The following is a 20,709-nucleotide window of genomic DNA, read 5'->3' as shown; positions in this document are numbered from 1 at the left end:
ATCTGGCACCATTCTCAAGAACGGGCAAGATGCCCGTTCCACAAGAGATGAATTGTTTTGTGGAACAGGCATCTTGCCTGTTCATAAAAAGCTGATTGAGAATGGTGCAACCTCTCAGGTGAGTCCAACTGTGCGGGATTTGCCGGCATCCGATGAGCTGGCAGCTTCAAAAGAAGTAGGCGCGGCGCAGCTATCCCCTGGGGAATCTCCCTCATATCGTTTCCGGTGGCATCACAATAATAAAATCGAGTCAACAGTTAACAGTCAACAGTCATTAGTCATTAGTCATCAGTCATTAGTCATCAGTCATCAGTCATTAGTCATTAGTCATCAGTCAACAGTCAACAGTCAACAGTCAACAATCATTCCGGTGCAACCGGTGGCGACGCTGGCGGCAAAAGCCGAAATCCCCGAAGCAGTAAACAGCAGCGCCCGACAGCTAGGCGGTACTCTACAAATCAGTCAAGCTGGCAATGCTGAGGGCGTTTACGTTGCTGAGGTGAAAATTCGCTTTGTCAATTCCAGAGGCGAAGCTGTCGATCAAAAAGGGAATCCCGTTGAGGGCAGAATTTCGGAAGATTTTATCCGAGGCGAGCTCAAACTCAAGCCGGGAGATAACTACAGCCCGTCCGCTGTACGATCGGATTTGCAGCAGTTGCAGCAATTGGGATTGTTTGACAAGGTTACGGTTTCGATCGAAGAAGTTGGCACGGATATTAATGTTATCTACAATGTTCAAGAGCGATCGGCTCGCTCTTTTGGCGTCAGTGCCAGTCTTAGTGATGATATTGGCGTTGCTGTTCCTCTTTCATATACCGATCGAACTTTTGCCAGAAACCCGCAGCGGCTGGAGGTGGAACTTCAGCCCAGCCTCCGAGGTATCCAGTACGATGTCGAGTTTGTCAGCCCTTACGTTGCCGCCGAAGACCGTTTGGGATACAGTGTGAGAGCTTTTGGCGATCGCAGAATATCGGAAATTTTCAACCAAGATATTGATTTGCCCAACGGGAACCGGGTCCGGGAAATTCGGAGGGGGGGAAATCTCAGGTTTACCAGACCTTTGGGCGACTGGCAATCGACTTTGGGATTAAATTATACAAATATCAGCACGCGCGATCGCAACTTAAATATCGCCCGCCGCGACGAACTCGGCAACCCCCTCACATTCAGCGACACGGGCGTTGACGAGTTATACACTGTTTCTTTTGGCGCTATGCTCGATCGGCGGGACAATCCCTTCAACCCCACCAGCGGCTCGATTCTCAGCCTCAGTACCGAGCAGTCGATACCTCTGGGGCGAGGTAACATTGTGAGCAACCGCCTGTTGGCCAATTATATACAGTATGTACCAGTAACTTTGCTCGGCCGTTTGGAGTCCGAAGCCTTGCCCGAAATGTTGGCTTTTAACTTGCAAGCGGGGACGGTAATCGGGGATTTGCCGCCAACAGAAGCTTTTCGCCTCGGCGGCCGCAATTCTGTGCGGACTTACGATAGCGGGGATATTGGCACCGGCCGGAGTTATTTCTTGGCTTCCGGCGAATATCGGTTTCCTGTTGGCAGGGATGTCGGCGGCGTGATATTTGTTGATTTTGAGTCGGATTTGGGAACGGGAGATAGCGTACTGGGAAAACCGGCCTCCGTCAGGGACAAACCGGGGACTGGGGCGGGTGTTGGGGTGGGTGTGAGGGTGCGATCGGGCTTTGGACTAATTCGCTTAGATATGGGGGTTAGCGATGCAGGAGAAATCAAATTTGTGCTCGGTACAAGGCAGCGTTTTTGAATTAGTCATTAGTCAATAGTTAAGTGTAGGGGCGGGTTCCACCAATCATCTATGTCAGAAACCAACAATATAATAAACCCGCCCCCACGAACAGGAGTTAAGTGTAGGGGCGGGTTTCACCAATCATCTATGTCAGAAACCAACAATATAATAAACCCGCCCCCACGAATACGACAAATCCGAATCTACATTTTTTGGATTCGATCGAACATCAGGTTAATCAGGGTTATCGGTTGTGTGGGGGCGGGTTTACAAAATTGTTTGCGGTCATCAAATATTGTTTGTAAAACCCGCCCCTACAGGATGCGTGAAGCTTGACTTATGAGACACGGGTAGAAAGGGAAAATACCCGGTTGCGACACTATCTGCAAGAAGGGTTGCATCCCCTGGAACGAAGCCTTGAGAGTCAAAATCCGAGGAAATGCTCAGATACAAGGGTTCGGCTGTTACTCCACTATCTCAAATTCGGCCTCCCCATTCCTCAATAATTCATAGCGCCATTGTGCAACGCCCGCCAAAGTTATAGCAACCATAACAGTTCTTTAAGAGAAGATATGTAAATTTTTTCCTGAAAAATACTTATTTAATTAAAGTTGTGATCAAGATGGAAAAATTATTAAGTAATATGGCGGGCGATCGACCGCGAGGTTGATAGTTTAACACAAAAATAATCGCAAGTGTCATTAGAGTGAAATATTAAGCTCGGGATTTTTGATACATACAGTATAAGCTGTTGCGGCATTTAAATAGAATGTCAAAAAAAATCAAAGTCTTGTGGGGTGGGCGTCCCGCCCGCCCTGAATATACAATTTAAATGCGCGACAGCTTATTCCGTTAAAAATAATCCTCTGACCGCGCCGCGAACATTGACTAATCGACAAAAAATTCAGGCACTTTACTGCTTAAAAGCTGGTATAGTCAAGGAATTACAGACAAAGCTGCCACGTTTGGGAGTACAGATATAATTACTATGCACAGATGGTTAAAACAATATAGTGCTGGCGGTCTGGAAGAACTGTTAAAAATACGGGAAATAACTGGTAGACCCCGCCTTAGAGCCTACTACCCCAAGTCCAGCAAAAAATGGGATAAAATCTTGGTGTCAAGATGAAACTCGACTTGGCTTAAAAACCATTGAAAGTAGAAAAAATACCGCTTTTGTGGTGAAACCAAGAGGTAAAGTGCAATGGAATTTTAAAGCTTACTATAGAAAATATCGCTAGCCAAGCAAACACAAAAAAATGTATGTCTCAAGGCAACAAACTCTTCCGTGAAGCAGCGCTTGAGCGCCTTTCCTCACCCGAACAACTCGACAAACTAATGCGGGTAGTCAGCCCCCAAACTTGGTTACCTTTGGTTTCGATGGGCTGTTTAATTGTTGGGGCTGGCGTTTGGAGTGTAGTTGGGCGCATTCCTCTCACCGTTACCGGTGCTGGCGTATTGATTCGTCCCCGTCATGTGGTACAATTTCAAGCGCCTAAGGAAGGTCAAATATTAAACATAAATGTTAAGGCGGGAGATAGAGTTAAGCAAGGGCAGGTACTCGCTACGATCGATCAGTCTCAACTTCAAAAAGAACTAGAGTTAGAGAAAGCCAAGTTAGCCCAACTGCAACAGCAAAATCAAAGTACCTTAGCTCTGCGAAAGCAGCAGATAGCGCTACAATTGATAACGCTTGAGCAACAGCAGAAAGACTTAGAAGAAAGTTTGCGTCGCGAGTCACTCGCACCAATGCTGCGAGAAGAAACCCTCCAAGCACTAGAGCAAAAACGCCTTCGTCTCGAAGAAAGTCTGCGCCGAGAGCAAGTTACGCCAGTCCTGCGCCAACAAACTCTCACCGCACTTGCACAAAAGCGTAAAAGTCTGGAGGAAAGCGTGCGCCGAGAGCAAGTTACGCCAGTCCTGCGCCAACAAACTCTCGCAGCACTCGCCGAAAAACGCAAAAGTCTTCTGGAGCGAAAGCAACAAATTAGCACGCTGCTAAAAACTTTGCAACAGCGGGTAGAAACTCGTCGTGATTTGTTTGAAGAAAAAATCGTCAGTCAGGATGTGCTTTTGCAGTCGGAACAGGAATTGTTGAACGCGCAGACGCAAGTGTCGGATATCGACACGCAACTTAAGGAACTTGATGTTCAGAAAACCAATACCGAACGGGAATATCTCCAAAATCTCAATAAAGTTGATGAACTCAAGAATGCTATTAAAGAAATTGATGTTCAAGTTATCAATACAGAACGGGAATACCAGCAAAACTTAAATAGAATAGACGAAATCAAAACCAACTTACAAGAAATCCAAGTTCAAAAAACTAATGCCAAGCGCGAATACCTACAAGCTCAAAATAGAATTGACGAATTCCAAACCAAAATTAAGGAAATCGAAGCCCAAAAAGCCCAACAGCTTCAACAAGACGTAGAAAAATCTCTTGACAAAACCAATCAAACCCAAGAAATTAAAGACAAGATTGCTCAATTAGAAGTGCAATTGGCTCAGTCAAGTCAAGTTATCAGCAAACATGATGGGTATGTTTTAGAAACCAGCGTTATGCCGGGTCAATTTGTTGGCGCCAGCACCCGTCTGGGAATAATTGAAGCTGAAGATTCTCAGGTCAAACTGGAAAGTATTGTTTATTTGGCGGATAAAGATGGTAAACAAATTAAACAAGGTATGAATGTACAAGTTACGCCCAGCGTTGTCAAGCGCGAGCGCTACGGTGGTATTGTTGGGGTAGTAACGAAGGTTTCTCCTTTTCCGGTGACAACTCAGGAAATTGGCGCAGTTGTGGGCAATGAAGAGTTAGCGAAAAGTCTGGCTGGTGAGAATGGTGCCCGAGTGCAAGTTTTTGTTCAATTGCAAGAAGATGCAACTACAAAAAGTGGTTATAATTGGTCTTCTTCCAAGGGGCCTGAGTTAAAACTTTCATCAGGTACTACTACATTAGTTCGGGTCAAAGTAGGAGAAGTGGCTCCGATTTCTTATATTATTCCTCTGTTTCGCTCTTGGACTGGTGTGTATTGAAATTTAACAAAAGACAGCGATGATTTCGAGTATTCTGCGCGGACTTCAACCCCGTCGCGTTCGCACTCCCACGCTTTTGCAAATGGAGGTTGTAGAATGCGGTGCTGCTGCTTTGGGCATTATTCTAGGATATTACTCGCGCATTGTCCCCCTAGCGGAACTGCGGCGCGAGTGCGGCGTGTCGCGAGATGGTTCTAGTGCTTTTTATCTCGTCAAAGCAGCGCGGAACTATGGTTTAAATGCCAAAGGGTTTAAAGCGCCGTTGGAAAAACTGAAAACCATTCCCTCACCCTACATTGTATTTTGGAATTTTAACCACTTTGTGGTAGTAGAGGGGTTCGGGAAAAAGTGCGTTTATCTCAATGACCCGGCTACGGGACGGCGAACGGTTTCCCTCGAAGAGTTCGATCGCGCTTACACTGGGGTTATCCTGGTAATGGAACCCGGCCCTTCTTTTGAAAAGGGCGGTAAAAAAAGGAACACTCTCGCCGCTTTAGTGTCGCGGTTGCGGTACTCTTGGGGTACCATTTTATTCTCCCTGTTCGCGGGGTTTTTGCTGACCGTTCCTCGCTTGGCGGTGTCTGCTTTTTCCCAAGTCTTCGTGGATGAAATTTTGGTTTCCCAACGCCAAGATTGGATACGGCCTTTGGTGCTGGGAATGGTTCTCACGGCGGTACTCAGGGGTATTCTCGCTTCCCTGCGACTTACCTATTTGCGCAATTTGATGTTGAAGCTGTCGGTAACGATGTCGGGGCAGTTTGTTTGGCACATTTTGCGTCTGCCAGTTGGGTTTTACGCACAGCGCTTTGCGGGTGAAATTAGCAGTCGGCTGTCGCTGAATGACAAGGTTGCGGGGATACTTTCGGGTACTTTGGGTAAAACTATCATCGACACGGTGATGATGGTTTTTTACTTGTTAATTATGCTGCAGTACGATCGCCTCCTGACCGGAATAGCCGTTGTTTTTGCCTCGATTAATTTCTTCGCCCTACAGTTGATGTTGCGGACGCGGGTGGATGCGAATCTCAAGCTGGCGCAGGAGTATGGTAAGGTGAATGGCGCGGCGATCGCAGGCATTCAAACGATCGAAACACTAAAAGCTTCTGGTCTGGAGTCCGACTCGTTTGCCAAGTTCGCCGGGTACTATGCCAAAGCGCTGAACGCACAGCAGGATTTAGGTTTACAATCTCAAGTTTTGACAATCTTACCCACGCTGCTGTCGGCGCTGATGACAGCTTCTATATTAACAGTCGGCGGCTTGAAAGTGATGGACGGGACGCTGAGTGTGGGGATGCTGGTTGCTTACCAAAGTTTAATGGCTGGTTTTTTGGGGCCGATCGACAGTTTAATTAATTTTGGCAGTTTGTTGCAAGATTTAGAAGCGGATTTGAACCGACTCGAGGATGTATTGCAAAATTCAGTGGACCCAGAGGTGGAAAAAGGACCAGAAGAGTCCAAGGGGGAAGGGGGAAAAACTTTTTCTCTTCCGCAATCACCAATCACCTTGGGCTTACAAGGTTATGTGGAGTTGCAGAATATCACTTTTGGTTACAGTCGCGTGTCCAAGCCGTTGATTGAAAATTTTAGCTTGAGTTTGAAGCCCGGTCAACGAGTGGCCGTTGTGGGGACTAGCGGTTCTGGTAAGTCTACCATTGCTAAGCTAATTTGCGGTCTTTACCAACCTTGGTCCGGAGAGATTTTGTTTGATGGTACACCCAGAAAACAGATTTCGCGTTCTGTTTTAACTTCTGCTTTGGCAATGGTGGAACAAGATATCTTTCTATTTGGTGGAACTGTGCGGGAAAATCTCACTTTGTGGGATTCGACTGTAGCGCCAGCGGATTTGGTGAAGGCTTGTCAGGATGCAGCGATTCACGAAACGATTCTATCATTGCCCGGAGGATACGAGGCGAAGCTGATTGAAGGGGGAATGAATTTGAGTGGGGGACAGCGCCAGCGATTGGAAATTGCCCGCGCTTTGGTGAGAAATCCAGCGGTGTTGGTGTTGGATGAGGCAACGAGTTCCCTGGATGCTCAAAGCGAGTTGATGATAGACCGGAATTTGCGACGGCGGGGTTGTTCTTGTGTTGTGATTGCCCACCGACTCAGTACGATTCGGGATTGCGATGAAATTATTGTACTGGAGCAGGGTTTGGTTGTACAGCGGGGAACTCACGAGCAGTTGTGGGCCCAAGGGGGCAGTTACGTGCGTTTGCTTCGCAGCGAAGAATGATTTTTAGAGCCCCGACTTTTTAGAGAAGTCGGACTTGGACTGGTGTTTATTAAAAATAAACAGCGTTGTTTTTTAACAAGAAAATGAGCAAAAAAAGACAGAATCCTGCTGAAATATTTGCTATAGACCTCTTGCAAAAATAACTAGGACGGGCAAGATGCCCATTCCACAAGAGTTATTTTTCTTGTGGGACGGGCATCTTGCCCGTCCAATAAATTTATGAAAAGGACTTTTGCAAGAGGTCTTATAGCAATCCTAAATGATTCTACTCGTTACCAGGCAGAGCCTGGTAACGCAGATCCGGAGGCTCTGCCTCGATTGTAGCAGGCGAGGCAGAGCCTCCGGACATTGATTCCCAGGCAGAGCCTGGGAACCAATTATTGAAACTGATTTAGGATTGCTATATGTATTTTTCAACCTGTCCCGAATCAACTCACACCGTTAGTTAAGTCCAATGGTGTGTAAATATCTTCCGAGTTAGGATTGAGATAGGGACGCTCTATGTCAAGCCCCAACCGCTCAAAGTGTTGGATGATATATTGCATCCGAGCTTGTTTAGATTCATCATTGTTTTGATGAGCTTCTAACAAAGCATTGGCAACAATTTCGCAGCGGTTTTCTCCAAACTGTTGTTGAAGTCCAAACTTCAGTTCAGAAGCCGGATGTTCGGCTAACCCAATACCAGGTGCGAGTACCTTAGTAAATATGGGAACCTGCTGCCGAAAGTGAGATTTATTTTCTGCGTAAATCGCCTGTAAGACTGGTAAAAGAATTTCTTTGTATCGGTAAGACTCGTCTGGATTATAAGGAAATTTCAGAAATCCTGAGTTATACAAGCTGTAGTTCAAAGGATTGTGTAATACCTCGAAGGCGAAGGGGACTTTCACTTCATTTAATTTTGTCGTGACGCACTTCATGGTAGAAACAGCAGCTTCGGGACTAAAGTTGAAGTAAACAATTATTCCTTCACTGTGAAGTTTTATAGGCGGTAAACCACCTAGGCCATCGCCATTTGCTCTATACCTATTTTCATTAATAAAGCTAGAAGGTAACGATACTGCTACTGGATCGTTTACAGTAGCTGATTGCAAGACTAAAGGAAGATGAAGCTCTCGCTGGATGTGTAGAATCATACCATCGAATTCAGCAGCAAGGCTACCATCAGCTTCCTGTCTAATAATGCGATACCCTGGGTGAAAAAAACCTCTCCCATCATTGTTTCTGTCCAGTTGTTCATAAAATTCCCAGTCTATTCCTCTGGAATCTATTTCTTGCAGAATTTGTTCGTTCGTCTTAATTCCTGGGCTTACTTCTCTGATACGCGAACCTTCAAAGTAAATGCTATATATAAATTCTAATAACTGGGAATTTAAATACTTATCCTGAGTTTCCCGAGGCATTTTTTGCAGTTGTGCCACAGTAGCAGCAGGAGTTTCTATAGGAGGATAGTGAGAATGACTGATGCAGAATTCGGAGGATTCTATTTGAATGTTGCCAACAATATCATGTAAAGTCTCTTGTAAAGTAGGTGGGAATTGCATGATAGATACTCCTAAATCCTGTTGTTTACAGGGTATTTAATCAAAACTTATAAAAGGTTAAATTGACAGAAATTTTTCTGGCTTGCAGAGTAATTGTGAAGCAATGAAAAAATAGAGGTTATGGTGACTTAAAGCCATCTCTGGCTGAAGTTGAAATTTTGTTAGGAGTTGATAAATTAAACCAAGTCCAGCAAACTGAATAACCCGCTTGATAAATTCTGGATAATCTTCTAAAATTTTTGGGTAAGTATTAATATAAGCTTTGGTCATGGCTACAAGTGAAGGACGAACAACTTCTAAAGGTATTGTGGCTAGCTGTATAGATTTTTTTATTTCAATAGCAGGATGCACAATCATACTGTCGATCCACAAGAGAAAATAGCCAAGAATTGCTTTTCCTAAATCGCAAGCCGGATCGCCCCAACTATATGCTTCCCAATCAATAAGCTTAATTAGGCTGCGATCGGAATCCGGAGTTTCTGTTACTAACTTTTCCCAATGCCTGGGTATTAAAATATTATTAAATTGAATATTATTGTGTGTTAAGCAGCAGTGGCGATGATTCAACACCAAATCTGTAACTACTTCCCTCACAGCTTCAGATTGTTGAAAATTACCGAGAAATCTCCAAGAAACAACTTGACTCTTCTTTAAACTCTCAGGTTCAATCCGGCCGATAAGATAGTCAGAAAGATAATCAGGATAAGGAAGTTGGTAGTTAAGTTTAGATTCTTCAAGCTCAGACACAAAAGTGTGGCACTGCTGAGAATTTATCGTTGCAGAATGGAGTTTGGCTAAAGTAGTTCCCACTAATTCGGCTAGGAAGTTTGGGAAATATTCCTGATTTTTATAGTAATTTTTTAGCGAAATATAATCAGTTGGACATTTGTATATTAGTATCAAATTGTTTTCATCAAAATGCAGTAACTCTGGAGTTAGTGACGAGACGTAATCTAAACTCTTATCGGACTGCAAAAAGTTATAAATGTGCCGCTCTTTCCAAATTCTAATATCGTTATAAAGTCCACTATGATGAGGTGTCTGTTTAACAAAGACCTTCCCGAGATTTCTGGGCAGATCGATGACCCAATTAGAAGCCTGACTACTAAGGTCAATTTTCAGAGCCTCTAAATCGTCTTCCTGATATATAGCAGCATCTACTAAGTAATGAAATAAGTTTTTATACTTGAGATTCATAGTCACAAAAAGCTTGTTGTGCTGAGCGGGCGAGTATACTTTATGGCTTTTTGATTCCCGGAATAAATATAGGGCGGGTATCGACCCGCCCTATATTTATTGAGACCAAATTAAGCACACAATATTAAGGTATTGGTGCTATTCCCCGGACCACACAATAGTAGGGTTATGTTGCTCTGGCTACCACCTGTTACCTGCTCTAATTCATCATCTGTCAGTTCATTCAAGAAGCTTTCAGAATCGGTAAAAAAGTCAGTTCCAACGATTGTGACGTCATTCTTTTCGTCATTATTTTGGGGATCAATCATTTGATTTTCCTCTTGATGTGTGTTTGATATGTTATGCAGTATACATTCTTCCCCCGCAGGATATGCTTCTGCCCTGAGAGGTAATTTGTCATCAAAACTTCATCTGCGTATATATATCCAGAGAAGTAGCATTCAGGTAGGAACGCAGCAATTCAACTCCCAAAAGTGAGAATTGCTGGAGGATAGAGGTCATCCGCGCCTCTGGGGAGTCATCGATCGAGTGCCAAGCCTCCAGCAAGCCATTGGCAACTATTTGGCAGCGGTTCATCCCAAAGCTTTCTTGGTCGGCAAATTTGCTGTCTGGTTCCTCTGCTAGACCAACGCCTGGTGCCAGGAACTTGGTGAATAGAGGGACATCTGTGTTAAAGTGCGCTTTTGTTTCTGCATAAACACTCTCAAGAACCTGCCGGACGGCTTCATAGTTACTCTTGTCGAAATAGAGTACGCCTGAGTCATGGCGCTTGTATTCATCTGGGTTGTATAGCGTCTTAAAATGAAAGGGAATTGAGATATCGTTCAACTCGCGCGTCAGACTGCCCATGACCGCTACTGCACCTTCGGGGCTGAAATTGAAGTAAATTCGCACGATTTCTAGTTTGCGGTCAGGATGACTATTACTCCGCATTCCTGCATTGCCAACTGCCACGTAGAACCCGCTTTGCACTAAATTACGAGGCATCCGGATCGCCACCAACTCACCTACAGCAACCTTTTCGGCGGGTTGTAGATGCTTTTCGGGTTGAATGCGTAAAGTCAAACCGCCCTTGGTTACTGCAAAAGTGCGATCGCTTTCTTGCCTCACCACATACCAACCTGGATCGAAATAGCCAGAGCCCCCATTGCAGGAGTGCAATTGTTCGTAAAATGCTATGTCTACTCCTAAGCGGGTGTTATTTTCTAAATCTTGGTACAGTGCCAAATCCGCTGAATCGGCGTCTGGTGCGAGAACTGCTCGCATAGAGCCGTTGTAATATATACCGTAGAGAAAACTTCGCAGTTGCAGGCTCAAATACTTATTCTGAATATCTGCAGGCATTCGCTGGAAGTGGACGGCCACTTCCTCGGGTAATTCTAAGGGTTTGTAATTGGGATGGCGAATACAGAAGTTGGAGTGGATTTGCACATTGTTAACAATGTCTTGCAAAGTATCCAGTAGCTGTTGTGAAGCAAAATCTGGCTGTTGAGTTTGTGAAAAATTTTCTAGTTGCATGATAGTTTTGTCGGGGATAAAAATTAATAGCAGCAGCAGATCTAAAATTGAGTTAATTCTGTAGCTGCGGTTCCGAAAACAGTTGCTAAGGATTGTTGCGGACGACATAACAAACTCTTAGCAACCTGAAGCATACAAATACCCTGATTTCCAAATGATTTTTCGTACATAATCATTGCCTGAATCTTTTGAGTTAATGCCAATCCTGCAAATTGCACGACTCGCAGCAAGAAATCGGGGCGATGCTGGAAAATCTCCGGGAAGTTATTGAAATAAGCTTTTGTCAGAGCAGCAATGGAAGGTTGAAGGTGTTCCAGTGGGGTCATAGCCAGACGCAGAGATTCTTCAATAGTAAGAGACTTACTGATGACTAAGCTACTCAGCCAGATTTGCAGGTAGCTGGCAATGAGTGTTCCCAAATCAAAGGCAGGATCTCCCCAATAAGAGCGCTCCCAATCTATTAGCCGCACGATGTTGGAACCTTCTTGTTCCCAATTGGTGTGTAGGAGAATGTTGTTGAGTTTGAGGTCATTGTGGGTCAAGCAGCAGGGGTGGAAAACATTACCAAGTTCCCTCATTGCTTGCCCCAAGCTTTCGTATCGCTGATAGAGCTTAAAGAATTTCAGCCCATCTGCGGGAATTATACCAAAAATTTCCGGTCCTATCTCTTCTATACTGCGAATCCAGTTAGGGACATGAGCAGGGCTGAGATTATCAGGTTTTGCCGAGAAGAATTCCTGATAGTCTTGGCGGTTGAAAGTGGCTCGATGGATGGTGGCGAGGATGGTGGCGATCGCTACAGCAATTTCGCTGTTAAAACTATTGTCCTTTTGGTAATAATCCGCTAAATTCTGATAGTCATCTAAATATCTTTGGACAATAATAGAATTCTCCGGATCGAAATGCAGCACATCAGGCAAAAATTGGCATAGGTAATTTAGTTCTGAAAATCCCTGGAAGAACTCTTTGATCCGCCACTCTCCAAAAAGCTCTCCTGGTGCTTGCCCCGAAGGATTGTGCCGCTCTTGCTTAATTAATAGCTTGCGACTATCAGGGAAAGTCAGTAATAAGTTAAAGTTTTTAGCGGCAACTAGCTCTATCTTAATGAGTGCTCGATCGCAATTATTGCCTAAGCTATGCTCGACTAAATAATTGAAAACATTATGAGAATTTAACAGGAATGGCATAAGGAACTCTTTTTAAAGATGAATTAAGCTTTCGTTTGCGGTGGTTAAGCTGTTGTGCATTTAAATTGTATGTTGAGGGCGGGCTCTCCTGCCCACCCCACAAGAGGAAAAATTTATTTTACCATGCAATTTAAATGCGGATTAGCTTATTGGCAAGACAACGTAGTATCAACGAATCCTCACTACATAAATCATCTGTTCGTAATTTTCTGGCAACACCTCATAGTCTCCACCGGAAATACGAACACTTTACCGTCCACCAAGAGTATATTCGCGTGACATCCTCCCCCACCAAATCAAAGATTATGGTGGGGGCTTCCCAAAATCACTTTTGAGATTTCCTGGTTTTTCCCTTGCGGGATTTCGACACTTGCCTAGACTGAGTTGCCTCAATCCCCGGTAGTGAGTCTGCACAGGCAGTTTTCATTCCCGTCTGTCCAACGGTATTAATTAGTTTGATTCCTCGGTTTCTGATATTCTGACCTGCTGCTACATCCCTATCCGTCTTGTATCCACAATGAGGACAATCATGGATTCTCACACTCAGGTCTTTTTTGACGAACCCACCACATTCGGGACACTGTTGAGAAGTCCCCCTTGCATCGACTTCGGAGAAGAACTTTCCACGCTTCCAGCACACATACTTGACAATGGTTCTAAACTGTCCAAAAGCAGCATCAAGCATATGCTTCCCAAACATCCCTTTGGCACTGACGCGGTAATCCAAGTCTTCCATGAAAACCATATCACCTGCATCACAGAGCATATGAGCTTGTTTGTAGTGAAAGTCCTTCCTCGTGTTGTCGATTTGGTGGTGAAGACGAGCAACTTTAAGACGTTGTTTCTCGTAGTTCTTAGACCTCTTCTGTTTCCTGGAAAGCCTGCGTTGCAGCAATTTCAACTCGCTTTGCAGCTTTTTAAAGAACTTGGGAGGTTTTACGAGAACACCGTCACTGGTTGCCAAAAACTTCTCCAACCCAATATCCACCCCGATGGGATGACCATGAGGAGTTGGGTCAGGGACGCTAACATCACACTGCAAGGAGATAGAGGCATACCAATAGTAGGCTTTCCTCAATATTCTGACCTGCTTGACCACAAACCCAGAAGGGATAGGGCGATGCAGGTTAATTGGAATTGCTCCAATTTTGGGCAATTTAATGTGCAAGTTCGTTACTGGATTCTCCTTGAATTGAGGAAAAAGCAACGACTTGAACTGCCCGTACTTCTTGAAGCGTGGAAAACCAAATCCTCGTTTCTGAAAGTATTCCCAACCTTTGTGCAACTGCTTAATAGTTTGCTGAAGAACTTGGGAAGGAACCTCACCCAGTCTGGGGAATTCCTTCTTGGCTCGTGGCAAGTTATTAAGTTGTTGAATTTCGCCAGGAAACTTTACTTCGGCCGGGAGGATGTATTCCTTTTCCAATGAGCATCTATCAACCAAACACTTACGACTATCGCACCAATCTTTTATCTCCCGAAGGGCGTAGTTATACGCTCCTCGGCAGAGTTCCATCCACTCAATAAGCTGCTGCTCTTGAGTAGTATCTGGATAGATTCGGTAGCGATGGGTAAGTGTCAGCATTCCCTTAGTATACTGAATTTACTGGCAAGTAGCGCAACATTAAATGTTAAGTTTAGGGACATCGAGTCCCGTAAACTTAACTGGGGAAGTCCATGTATCCCAACGCCGACCTGGGTACAGGTACGGCGTGGGTCTTATAGCTCCCCCAAACCCCCTCAAAAAGATAAGTGGGATACTCTGGGATGGTCTTTTTTATCAATTATGCAATTTGTCTTGATTCGTAAAATTTTACAGCAAACTAAACCCGATCGCACTCGCACTCCTACACTAAGCTGCGGAGCATCTAAATTGAATGCAGAGACGGGCTCTCCTGCCCGTTCCACAAGAATTGTAGAAAAATTGACTATCAAATTAGATGCACAACAGCTTACTGCAAATGGAAGCAGTAGAGTGTGGCGCTGCTGCTTTGGGAATTATTCTAAGCTATTATAACTGCATTGTGGCCCTAGAAGAACTGCGCCGCGAATCAGCTTGGGCTTACAAGGTTATGTGGAGTTGCAGAATATCACTTTTGGTTACAGTCGGGTGTCCAAGCCGTTGATGGAAAATTTTAGCTTGAGTTTGAAGCCCGGTCAACGATTGGCAGTTGTGGGGAGTAGCGGTTCTGGTAAGTCTACCATTGCTAAGCTAATTGGCGGTCTTTGACTATAACCGTGGCTGACACTGGGCCGATCGTTTTACCGATCGGGTTCAATATTACCTAGGATTAACATCTAACTCTGGTGGTAAGTTGTTGTGCATTTAAATTACATATTTCGATCGCAAATCAAAACTCGTTAAATCCTCTCCCCCTCTCCCCCTCTCCCCCTCTCCCCCTCTCTTCTGCCTTCTGCCTTCTTCACTCCATCTGTCTCGCCACCAATTGTGCAAACAAACCCTCTTGCTGCACCAATTCTTCAAAGGTCCCCACCTGCACCACGCGCCCCGCTTCAACAACATAAATCCGATCGGCATGGCGAATCGTACTCAATCGGTGGGCAATGACAATCCTCGTCGCCTTCAACTTATCCAAACTTTCCACAACAATCCCTTGCGTGCGGTTATCCAAGGAACTCGTCGCCTCATCCATCACAATAATTTTCGGCTGATTCACCAGGGCCCTGGCAATCAACAACCGCTGCTTTTGCCCCCCGGAAAGATTGGTTCCCCCCTCACTAATCACCGTGTGCATCTTCATCGGCATTTGCTCAATATCTTCAGCAAAACCCGCCATCCGTGCCGCTTCCCAAGCTTTTTCGTGCGACACCAACGCCCCGGCCGTGATATTCTCAAAAATCGAACCCGAACCAATCCGACCACTTTGCAGCACTACCCCCAACTGCCTTCGCACCGCCACCAAATCTAAAGAAGCCAAATCTTTGCCACCGTAATAAACCCTTCCGGAATTAGGCGTTTCAAATCCCAACAACAAGCGGACAATCGTTGATTTCCCACTTCCCGACGGCCCGACGATCGCCACAAATTCACCGGGTTGGGCACAAAGAGTAATATCATTAAGTACAGGCAATCCCTCATCCCGATAGCGAAAAGTCACGCGCTCCAAAACCACCCCACTCTGCAACTGACCGGGATTTACTCTATGAGGTTCGTACTCGGGTTTCGTTTGCAAAATCGGTTTCGCTCTTTCCCACAGCGGCACAATTCCCAAAATATCAGTCACGGTAGTGCTAATACTACTTACAGCGCCGCTAAAAATCCCCAAGGCGGAATTAAAAGCCAAAAACGTACCTATCGTCAACCCGCTACCGTCATTAGCTTGCGCCATCTGAATCGACACTACGCCAAACCAATACAAAACTGCCGAACTCACCAAGGACAGCGACTCGTTGAACACATCCATTCCATCTTGAAGGCGTTGCAAACCAGCTTCTAACTTCATGCGATCGCCGTACTTTTGGGCCCAAGCTGCAAACGCCCTGTCTTCGGCCTGGGCCAGCCGCAGCTTAGCCACCCCATTAATGAGTTGTACCACCAACCCGCTAATCTCGCCATCCAATTCTTGCAGCCGTCGCAAATTGCGGATTACCAAAAAATCAACCACAAAGGTGACTGCGGTTGTCAGCAAAGCTATCCCCACCCCCACCAAAGCGAGTCGCCAACTGTAAACAAACATCAGCACCAAATTCAGCAAACCGAACACTCCACTCATCAAAGTGCGTAGCGTTCCCCCCGACAGTATCCTACGAATTCGGTTCACCGACAAGGTGCGGTTGAGCAAGTCGCCGGAAGTATATTCCCGAAAAAAAGCCGGACTCAATCCCAGAAGTTTATCCCATACTGCCATTTGCAACGAACTATCAACGCTGTTCTCGACTCGCAGCGCTATAATCCCTTGAGACATTTCAAACGCTGACCTTCCCAAACCCAGCGCCAACAATGCCAGCGTTAATTGCCATAATAAATTGCGATCGCCATCTGGAATCGCATTATCTATCAAAATTCCCGTCGCCTGCGGCACCACCATCCCCAGCAGAGTACCAATAATTCCCACCACCAGAATGCTGGCGATGTCTTTTTCATACCCCTTCAAGCCAAACTGTAACAAGGACAACACATTATTAATAACACTAGGTAACGGTCGGTAAAACTGGTAAGCTTCCGGTGCCAAAGTCGCGGCCACCGTCTCATTCACCGTCGTCCGAGTTTGAGTTACTCCATCGAACAAAACGTAACCTTTACCAACAACTAACAAAGCCACCGGATGCCCTGCAATCGTGTAAGCTAAAAGAGGGCCGTATTCTCTTCGCCACCAGCCATCCTCCAACACCACCATCCGAATCCGAAATAGGGAGGAACGCGCTATAGCCTCCACCGAATCTTTTACAGATTTGAGTTCCTCCAACTGCGTCGGAGGACTAATTGTTATTCCCATGACTTTTCCCACTGCACCCGCTGCAATTAACAAAGGAATTCCTTGCTGGAAGGATACCGTTTCTTGCTGCGGCTTTACCACACCCGCTAACTTAGAAAGGGCAGAATTAACTACCATTAAATTGAGTTCTTCTCTTTCTTGAAGTTGCCGAGAAGTCGCCTCTGTTTTCTGCAACTCCTGCCCCTTCAAATAATTAAATAAATCGGTATGTAAATCGGCTAAAATGTTGGGCAATGAAGCAGCATTCCCGGAATTTATGAAGGATAAGTTTTGCGAAGCGAACGCCGCTGTGTATTCCTGGCTGAATGTGTTCTTTAAACGGTTTACCCAACCATTCACTAACCCAATTGCCCTTTCTTCACCAACTGTTACCTGCGCGACCAAATCTGCTGTGTTAATTTGGTATAGTTTTGTGGGTTCGATCGCTACGGCCAAAAGCCCCCATTCTTCGCCCAGCGCTGCACCAAATAAAGCTTCGCCCGCACCCACATCGAACAAGTATTGGCGATCGCCACTAACCACACTATCCTTGACTTTAGCAGCAAACAATGCTATAGTACCAGTCTGGATAATCCAGATATTTTGTCGATCGTCCAGCAACAGCGGTTCATTTCCTGTGAGGCAATAAAGGATATCCATTGGAGACAAATTTACATTATATAACTATCATAGTAGTATCAAAAAAGACAAGTCGGCAGTAATAGAGTTTAAAAAAAGGCGTTGCATAATGGTGCTATAAATTGAGGTAAAACAGTCATGCAATGTCCTAAATGCGGTTTCAAACACATTCGTAAGAACGGTAACATCCGAGGTAAACACTCATCACATTTGTGTAGATTGCGATCGTCAGTTTATTGATGTGGAAACAGCCCCCCAAAAATATTGCGCCTCGCTGGAAATGCTCAGATACAAGGGTTCGGCCGTTACTCGACTCTATCAAATTCTGGGATGTCCCCATTCCTCAATGATTCATAGCGCCATCGTGCAACACCTGATTTCGTTCCTCAACCCAACCTCCAAAGTGTTTACTATATGTTTGTGGTAAGCCCAGGCGCATCTAAATTTTACAGTCAAGTTTGATGAAATTCTTGTGGGGTGGGATCTGGTAGCCCGCCCAAAAATACAATCTAGATGCCCAACAGCTTAGTAATCCAAATTGAGTGCAATAGAGCACCTCGGTAAGGACACAACAATGCTGTATCCCTACTGTGTTGTAGGCAATTGAGAATTGCTATATGTATGCTAGTAACTGCTTAAGGCTTTGGTTTCTTCACATCAACAGTTTTCGGCTTAGCTGCCGGAGTGCGCGGATAAAACTTAAACTTATTGAGCGCAGCACTTGCCGATTTAGCCACACCGCTATCTGTATCTCGCAAAGATTTTTGTAGCAGCGGAATCACTTTTTCTGACTTAAACATTGCTAGTGCTTCCACAGCAGCTTCGCGCACCTCCGGGTAAACATCTTGAGCTAATTTCCCCAAGGTTTCTATTGCTCGCTGACCTTCAGCTCTCAGAGCATTAGCAGCAGCCATTTGACCTAAAGCAGACGCTGCAAACTTGCGGGTTTCTTTGTCCTGACTTTGAACACATCCCATCAACTGCGCCACCGAATAGGTTTGTGCTTGTCTAGCAACGGGAAGCTGTTTTTCGGCTTCGGGTTGAGGTAAATTAATTGATTGTGGTCGCGAAAAATCTGTGTAATTTAACTCTAGTTGAACTGCTGTTTGATTTAACTCACTTGACTGTTCCTGCCAAACTTCTTGTTGTGGTAAACCTTCTCCAAATTCTGTTGAATTTAACTGACTGAACTGCTGCTCCGGGACTTCTTGTTGTTGTAAATTCCTCTCGTACTGCTCTTGTAAAGACCTGATAGTAGCTTGCATCTGAGCTTCGTGAGCTTTCAACTGCTCGTTAGCCGCTTGCAACTGACTCTCGTATTGCTGTTGCAAAGCCTCCATATTTAACTGCATCTCAACTTCGCGGTTCTCATATTGCTCGGCAGTTTGCCTCAAGCGAATTTCGTGTTCGTGTTGCAGGTTTTGCAAATGTTCCTCGATCTGAGCTTGATAATTGATATGCAATTCGTCAGCAACTCTGAGTAAATGATGTTCGTGTTCTGCTTGCAAAGATTGTATATTTTGCTCCAGCCTAGCATTGTTAGCGGCTTCTAATTCCTGGCTGATTTGTCGCAGTTCCTGCTCGTGTGCGCCAGCAACTTGTTGGAGCTGAAAATCGCGTTCTGCCAGAACTTGTTTGAGCTGATTTTCGTATTGATTCGTAACTTGTTTGAGCTGATCTTCGTATTGGGTAGTAACTTGTTTGAGTAAATTTTCGTGTTCGATAGTAGCTTTTCTGAGCTGATTTTCCCGTTCTCCTTGCTGAGTTTCGACAGCTTGTTGCACGCGAGACATCTGAGCTAATTCTATTTCCTCAGTAATTCTGCGAGTTTGCTGCAAGTATTCTTGCTTTTGCTTGTTTAACCGCTTTTCCACCAACCAGTAAGCAACTGCTATCCCTGCTAAAAAACCTACGATCGCTCCTATGATACCCACAACTGACATCCTCCCGACAAAATAGTTATGCTGGACTTTTTACATTTAACCATACAGCCTCCTGTAACCGCCCAGTAGCAGCAGCCAGGCTGTCACTGCCAGCCAGTGAACGGCCACGGCAGGCCAGATAGAACCGCTTTGCAGGTATGCGATGGAGCACGCAACTCCCAAGATTGCCGCCAGCAACAAAAACACTGGATTCATAAAGGTCGATCGACCCACCGGGTAAAAAGTCAGCGCGTTCAGCGGGTGGTAAACTACAAAAGCCGCCAAACTCGCGCATCCCCAAAACCACAGGATTAACCCAGAAGCATTCTCGAACGGGTGCGGCAGCATTAACACCCGGAACAATAATTCCTCGGTGATGCCCGGACTTAACAAACAGCCAAGAAGCACTCCCACAATTGTACGCCGAGAGGTTTGCACGTCTACTTTTAGAAATCCCGACCAAAAACCCACGGAAAGAGCGATGGAAGTGTAAGCCAGCGCGAGCATAGCTGCAACTAGCCAATCAGTGAAATCGGGAATAGTTGAAAAAGCCAGGGTGACGCGACGTATCAGGAATCCCGGCAGCGGGTGAAGCGTAGCTATCCCGAAGGGAATCGCACTAAAATTTAACATAATCAAACTGATCCTTAAAATTTTCAAACAGATGTTAGCAGTAAGTTGACCCGTTTATGAAAAACCCATCACCGCCGCCCGTCAGAGTCCGCGTTTTTGTTTCCGGATTAGTTCAAGGAGTCGGATACCGATATTCAACGATGAATCAAGCAAAGTATTTCGGCCTGGGCGGCTGGGTGAGAAATCTCCCCGACGGCCGCGTCGAGGCTGTCTTTGAAGGATCCAAAAAAGCTGTTGAAGGAATGATTGGCTGGTGCCGCCGCGGCCCCACCGGTGCTGCGGTTAGCGAGTTGGTTTTGGAATACGAAGACCCGGAGGGCGATTCCCTTCGGGATAGCTCCGCACGCGCGTACTTTTGAGATCCGCCGATAAAAGAATAAACGGCATAAACTGCGGTTGAAACCGCTACTAGACAAACGAAGTCTGCCCAACCTACGGCAGACTTCGCCCATGCAGACTAAAAAATAAATCGGATAAAAAGCGCGAATTTTGTATTGCCAATTATCAATAGACCTCTGGCAAAAATCCTTTTCATCAATTGATGGGACGGGCTCTTCGGCCCATCCCACAAGAGTTATTTTTTCTTGTGGGATGGGCCGAAGAGC

Annotated in this window: 15 protein-coding genes and 1 pseudogene; 7 read left to right on the top strand and 9 right to left on the bottom strand. The window is 45.4% G+C overall.

Annotated features, from left to right (window positions below; all coding sequences use genetic code 11):
• From QUB61_RS21755 to QUB61_RS21745, 4 genes and pseudogenes are all read left to right on the top strand, one after another.
• Nucleotides 1-1,780 (top strand): BamA/TamA family outer membrane protein (locus QUB61_RS21755; protein WP_333126628.1); only part of this gene is annotated, 1,780 nt, incomplete at its 5' end.
• A gap of 311 nt (nt 1,781-2,091) precedes the next feature.
• Nucleotides 2,092-2,268 (top strand): annotated as a pseudogene (locus tag QUB61_RS40005) (IS1 family transposase); the annotation flags it as partial.
• A gap of 757 nt (nt 2,269-3,025) precedes the next feature.
• Nucleotides 3,026-4,798: an NHLP bacteriocin system secretion protein gene (locus QUB61_RS21750; protein WP_333126625.1), complete on the top strand. Its 1,773-nt coding sequence runs from the start codon at nt 3,026-3,028 to the stop codon at nt 4,796-4,798.
• 19 nt (nt 4,799-4,817) lie between these two features.
• A complete protein-coding gene (locus QUB61_RS21745; protein ID WP_333126622.1) occupies nt 4,818-7,031 on the top strand; it encodes an NHLP family bacteriocin export ABC transporter peptidase/permease/ATPase subunit in 2,214 nt (737 codons plus the stop codon).
• A 428-nt stretch (nt 7,032-7,459) separates the two neighbouring features.
• On the opposite strand, the gene QUB61_RS21740 is transcribed toward QUB61_RS21745, so the two are convergent.
• The 6 genes from QUB61_RS21740 to QUB61_RS21715 form a co-directional block, all read right to left on the bottom strand.
• A complete protein-coding gene (locus QUB61_RS21740) occupies nt 7,460-8,572 on the bottom strand; it encodes a T3SS effector HopA1 family protein (protein WP_333126619.1) in 1,113 nt (370 codons plus the stop codon).
• A 57-nt stretch (nt 8,573-8,629) separates the two neighbouring features.
• Complete coding sequence (locus QUB61_RS21735) at nt 8,630-9,769, bottom strand: hypothetical protein (protein WP_333126616.1); 1,140 nt, start codon at nt 9,767-9,769, stop codon at nt 8,630-8,632.
• Nucleotides 9,770-9,879: 110 nt separating this feature from the next.
• Entirely contained in the window at nt 9,880-10,077 is a 198-nt protein-coding gene (locus tag QUB61_RS21730) for a bacteriocin (protein ID WP_333126614.1), read from the bottom strand.
• A gap of 91 nt (nt 10,078-10,168) precedes the next feature.
• Nucleotides 10,169-11,395 carry a T3SS effector HopA1 family protein gene (locus QUB61_RS21725; RefSeq protein ID WP_445300203.1) on the bottom strand — a complete coding sequence of 409 codons (1,227 nt, stop codon included), beginning with the start codon at nt 11,393-11,395 and terminating at the stop codon, nt 10,169-10,171.
• Nucleotides 11,329-12,474 carry a phosphotransferase gene (locus QUB61_RS21720; protein WP_333126611.1) on the bottom strand — a complete coding sequence of 382 codons (1,146 nt, stop codon included), beginning with the start codon at nt 12,472-12,474 and terminating at the stop codon, nt 11,329-11,331. The genes QUB61_RS21725 and QUB61_RS21720 overlap by 67 nt, the downstream gene beginning before the upstream one ends.
• 325 nt (nt 12,475-12,799) lie before the next feature.
• Complete coding sequence (locus tag QUB61_RS21715) at nt 12,800-14,059, bottom strand: transposase (protein WP_333126607.1); 1,260 nt, start codon at nt 14,057-14,059, stop codon at nt 12,800-12,802.
• Between the two features lie 355 nt (nt 14,060-14,414).
• Between QUB61_RS21715 and QUB61_RS40000 the strand changes: the two genes are divergently transcribed.
• Together QUB61_RS40000 and QUB61_RS21710 are read left to right on the top strand one after the other, a co-directional pair.
• Nucleotides 14,415-14,600, top strand: a complete 186-nt coding sequence (locus QUB61_RS40000) for a cysteine peptidase family C39 domain-containing protein (protein WP_333126604.1) — start codon at nt 14,415-14,417, stop codon at nt 14,598-14,600.
• Nucleotides 14,531-14,704, top strand: a complete 174-nt coding sequence (locus tag QUB61_RS21710; RefSeq protein WP_333190111.1) for an ATP-binding cassette domain-containing protein — start codon at nt 14,531-14,533, stop codon at nt 14,702-14,704. The genes QUB61_RS40000 and QUB61_RS21710 overlap by 70 nt, the downstream gene beginning before the upstream one ends.
• A 193-nt stretch (nt 14,705-14,897) precedes the next feature.
• Here QUB61_RS21710 and QUB61_RS21705 read toward each other — a convergent pair whose 3' ends face one another.
• The 3 genes from QUB61_RS21705 to QUB61_RS21690 all read right to left on the bottom strand — a co-directional run bounded on the left by QUB61_RS21705 (nt 14,898) and on the right by QUB61_RS21690 (nt 20,104).
• Nucleotides 14,898-17,570, bottom strand: coding sequence for an NHLP bacteriocin export ABC transporter permease/ATPase subunit (locus QUB61_RS21705; RefSeq protein WP_333126598.1), 2,673 nt, complete (start codon nt 17,568-17,570; stop codon nt 14,898-14,900).
• 614 nt (nt 17,571-18,184) lie between these two features.
• Nucleotides 18,185-19,483 (bottom strand): HEAT repeat domain-containing protein, encoded by a 1,299-nt coding sequence (locus QUB61_RS21695; protein WP_333126595.1) that lies wholly within the window; start codon nt 19,481-19,483, stop codon nt 18,185-18,187.
• A 45-nt stretch (nt 19,484-19,528) separates the two neighbouring features.
• Nucleotides 19,529-20,104, bottom strand: a complete 576-nt coding sequence (locus QUB61_RS21690) for a CPBP family glutamic-type intramembrane protease (RefSeq protein ID WP_333126592.1) — start codon at nt 20,102-20,104, stop codon at nt 19,529-19,531.
• A gap of 56 nt (nt 20,105-20,160) precedes the next feature.
• Between QUB61_RS21690 and QUB61_RS21685 the strand changes: the two genes are divergently transcribed.
• The gene (locus QUB61_RS21685) at nt 20,161-20,463 is read left to right on the top strand and encodes an acylphosphatase (RefSeq protein ID WP_333126590.1); all 303 of its coding nucleotides are present in this window, start codon (nt 20,161-20,163) and stop codon (nt 20,461-20,463) included.
• Nucleotides 20,464-20,709: the final 246 nt, after the last annotated feature.

The sequence above is a fragment of the Microcoleus sp. C2D2 genome, assembly GCF_036702495.1.
In the GTDB taxonomy this organism is placed as follows: domain Bacteria; phylum Cyanobacteriota; class Cyanobacteriia; order Cyanobacteriales; family Microcoleaceae; genus Microcoleus.
Note: the sequence above shows the minus strand (reverse complement) of the source record. Positions and strands in the feature narration are given on the sequence as shown.